Consider the following 3,968-nt stretch of genomic DNA (forward strand, 5'->3'; position numbering starts at 1 on the left):
CGACGCTGCGGGCGCCCGCGGGGACGCGCGCGGACGCCGTGCGGCTCGCGTGGGACGACGGCTCGGCCGCGCCGGTGGTGAGCGAGGTCGTCGTCAAGTAGCGGGACGGACAAGGACGGGCGGTGCCCGGGAGGCCGATACCGGCTCCCGGGCACCGCCCGTCTCGGCGCTACTGCGTCGCCGTGGGCCTGCGGGACAGCTTCAGCGCCTGTTTCACGTCGGTGAGCGGACGCAGCCGGTAGGTGTAGCGGTAGTCCCGGTCCGCGAGCAGCTTGTACGCGTCGTGGGTGTGGGCGCCCCAGCTGTCGTCGCCGCCGACGCCCATCTGCCGGTGGCTGACGCGCAGGACGACCTCGTCGCGGGGGTCGAGCTGGTAGTCGTGGCGCTGCCCGAGGGACAGGTCCTCGGGGGTGAAGTGGGAGGCGTTGATCTCCACGAGCCCGTCACCGCTGACGAGCAGCCCGCGCCCGCGCCGGTCGGTGAGCGCGGCCCAGCGCACGTCCGTCTTGTTGCCGTTCTCCTGCGGCCGCAGGTAGCCGCTCCACTGCTCGGCGACCGTCGCCGACCAACGGCCCACGTCCGTACCGTCGTTGCGGTCCCAGTGGTTCTCCTCGGGCCCGCGGCCGTAGTAGTGCAGCCGGTCGAGGCCGGCGGGCAGGCGCAGGAGCGTGCCGACCTCGGGGAGGTAGGGCAGGGACGCGGCGCCCGGGTGCAGCAGGTTGTCGACCTTGATCTCGCCGTTGCCGAAGACGGTGTAGGTGGTGGCGTACGTGGACTCGGTGGTCGTCGGCAAGGTGCCCTTGACGGTGATCTCGACCGCGCGGTCCCGCAGGGCACGCACGTCCACGCCGGTGACCTTGCGCCGGGTGCCGGCGTCCCGCCACGTCTCGTTGCGGGTGTGCTGGCCGTTGCCGTGGTCGTTGTCGGTCGGCGCGCGCCAGAAGTTGGGTGCGGGGCCCGACGCGACGAGCTGCGTGCCGTTCGCCTCGTAGGAGGTGAGCAGGCCGCTCGTCCTGTCGACGACGACCTTGAACCCCTTGCCGGTCACCGTGACCGCGTCGTCGCCGTCCTGGTACGACAGGGCCGGTACGTCGCCCAGCGGTACGGGCGTGACCTTCGGGCTGCCCGCGTCGAGGGGTATCTGTACGCGTGCCACCTCGAACCCGGCGTCCGCCCACGGCGTGTCCTCCTTCGTCGTGAAGGACAGCTGAAGGAAGTACTCGGCGCCGGGCGCGGGGGTGCGCGGCAGCTTCACCGGGACGGTGATCTCCTTGCTGCTCAGCGGGGCCACGTCGAGCTGGTCGCGGCCCAGCCGGCCGCGCCCCACCACGTCGCCGTCGCACACCAGCTCCCAACGCCCTTCGTATGCCCGGAGGTTGAGGAAGAGGTTCTCGTTGGTGAGGGTGACGTCACCCGCTCCCCCGCCCTTGGTCGGCGCCGCGTTGACCGCTTGGTAGATCCGCTTGACCTGGGCAGCCTTGCCGGTGTGCGCGCGGTCGGCGGTGACGATGCCGTCGCCCTGGAAGGCGCCGTCGTTGGGGTGGTCGTTCCAGTCGCCGCCGTACGCGAAGAAGGTCTTCGCCTTCGGCTTGACCTCCTTGAGCCCGGCCGTCCTCGCGTCGAACCAGAACCGCACGCCGTCGTCCTTGGGCCCCCGCCCCTCGTCGGCGAGTTCGGCGGGGCTCAGCGCACGCGCGTACACCCGGGCGCGGCGGACGGTTCCGCTGAACTCCCGGATCATGTTGTCGACGTCGACGGCGAGGGCGAGCGGGGCGGTGTTGCTCGTCGGCTTGCGCGTCGTGGCCTGGGTGCCCTTCGCCTCGCCGTCGACGTGCAGGGTGAGCTTTCCGGCGCCCGCGTCGAAGACGCCTGCGATGTGGTGCTCGCTCCCGCTCCACCCGTTTGCCGGAATGTCCCAACTCGCGGTGATCCACTGGCCGTCCGAGTGGATGAAGAACTCCAGCTTCTTGCCGGACTGCTTCAGCGCGTAGTGGGTGTCGCCCTTCGCCAGGATGGGCTGGTCGTAGCCGACGACGCCCGGAGTCACCCAGGCCTCCAGGGTGAGCGAGTCCGTCAGGTCGAGGCCCTTGTCGCGGGCGAAGATCGTGGCGCCGCTGACGCCCTTGTCGCGGCCGAACTCCCCCGCGGAGCTGATGATTTCGCCCCGCAGGCCCGCCGGGCCCGTCTCCGTGAGCTGCTTGCGCGCGGGGGTCGGCCAGGTGAGCGCCTGGTCGACGAAGTCCCAGATCCAGCCGCCCTGCAGGACGTCGCGGCGGCGCACGACGTCCCAGTACTCCTTGAAGTTGCCGGTCGAGTTCCCCATGGAGTGCGCGTACTCGATCATCACGTACGGGCGCTTGTCGGCGGTGTCGTCGGCGCGCTTGTCGATGTTGACGGGCGACTCGTACATCTTGGAGCGGATGTCGCTGACACCGGGGCTGTTGTCGCCCTCGTACTGGATCACCCGGGTGGTGTCGTACGAGCGGATCCACTCGTGCATGGCCTTGAAGGTGGAGCCGGAGCCCGCTTCGTTGCCCAGTGACCAGATGACGACGGCGGCGTGGTTCTTGTCGCGGTGGACCATGTTCTGGGCGCGGGCCACGCCCGCCTTGGTCCATTCCTCGTGGTCGCCCGGGTACTCGCCGTTGATGCCGTGCGTCTCCAGGTTGGTCTCGCCGACCAGGTACAGGCCGTACTCGTCGGCGAGTTCGAGCCAGTGCGGGTTGTTGGGGTAGTGCGAGGTGCGTACGGAGTTGATGTTCATCCGCTTGATGACCGTGATGTCCTCGACCATGTCGGCGCGGGTGAGGGCGGTGCCGCGGTCCGGGTGCATCTCGTGGCGGTTGGTGCCGCGGAAGGAGACGGGCTGCCCGTTGATGCGCATCAGCCCGTCCGTGAGCGCGAACTCCCGCAGGCCCACGCGGTGCGAGAGCGTCTCGACGACCTTGCCCGACGGGTCGCGCAGCTGCAGCACGGCCGTGTAGAGGTACGGCGACTCGGCCGACCAGAGGCGGGGCGAGGGGACGGCCTTGGCGTCCTGCACCGTGGTGTCGGCCGTGGACGGGGTGAGGGTCTGGGCGAGCGGGCGGGCCCAGACGGCGTGGCCGTCGGCGTCGTAGAGCTGGGTCTCGACGGTGTAGGACCCGCTCCTGGCGTCGCCGCCGTAGTCGCGGACCGTGGCCGTCACCGACAGCTCGGCGGAGGTGTGGCCGTCGCCGAGCGGGGTGTCGAGCTTGAAGTCGCGCAGGTGGACCGAGGGCGTGGAGTACAGGTACACCGAGCGGAAGATCCCGCTCAGCCGGATCATGTCCTGGTCTTCCAGCCAGTCGCCGTCGGAGTAGCGGTAGACCTCGACGGCGAGGTGGTTGGTTCCGGGGACGAGGTGGTCGGTGACGTCGTACTCGGCGGGGGTGTAGGAGTCCTCGTGGTAGCCGACCAGGGTGCCGTTGACCCATACGTAGTGGGCGGACTTGACCCCTTCGAAGTGCAGGAAGACGCGCCGGTCGGCCGTCCAACCCTTCGGCACGGTGAAGGTGCGCCGGTACTGGCCGACGGGGTTGTGGCGGGTCGGCGCGGCGGGCGGCTGCGCCTCCTCGCCCTCGCCGTTGGGGCCCCACCACGGGTAGGTGATGTTGATGTAGATCGGCTTGTCGTGGCCGTGCAGCTGCCAGACGGACGGCACCGGAGTCGACTCCCAGTGCGAGTCGTCGAGGTCGGTGCGGTAGAAGTCGTCGTTCTTGTCCGCGGGCCGGTCCACGTACGCGAACTTCCAGTTCCCGTCGAGGCTTTGGCGGTACGGGGAGCGCGTACGGTCGGCGGCGAGGGCCTGCTTGACGTTCTCGTACGGCATGAGGGTGGTGTGCGGCGGCTCGGTGCCGAGCTGGAAGACGTCGATGTGGCCGTTCCACTCGTCGCCCTGCGCGGCGATGCCGCGTGCGCCGCCCGTGCCACCGCTGTCGGCGGCGCGG

Annotated in this window: 1 protein-coding gene; it reads right to left on the minus strand. The window is 70.3% G+C overall.

What is annotated here, in order from left to right:
• Positions 1–169: 169 nt before the first annotated feature.
• Complete coding sequence (locus tag G3I40_RS27925; RefSeq protein WP_164305127.1) at positions 170–3,928, minus strand: glycoside hydrolase family 2 TIM barrel-domain containing protein; 3,759 nt, start codon at positions 3,926–3,928, stop codon at positions 170–172.
• Positions 3,929–3,968: the final 40 nt, after the last annotated feature.

The organism is Streptomyces sp. SID14478 (assembly GCF_010548525.1).
Classification (GTDB): Bacteria; Actinomycetota; Actinomycetes; order Streptomycetales; family Streptomycetaceae; genus Streptomyces.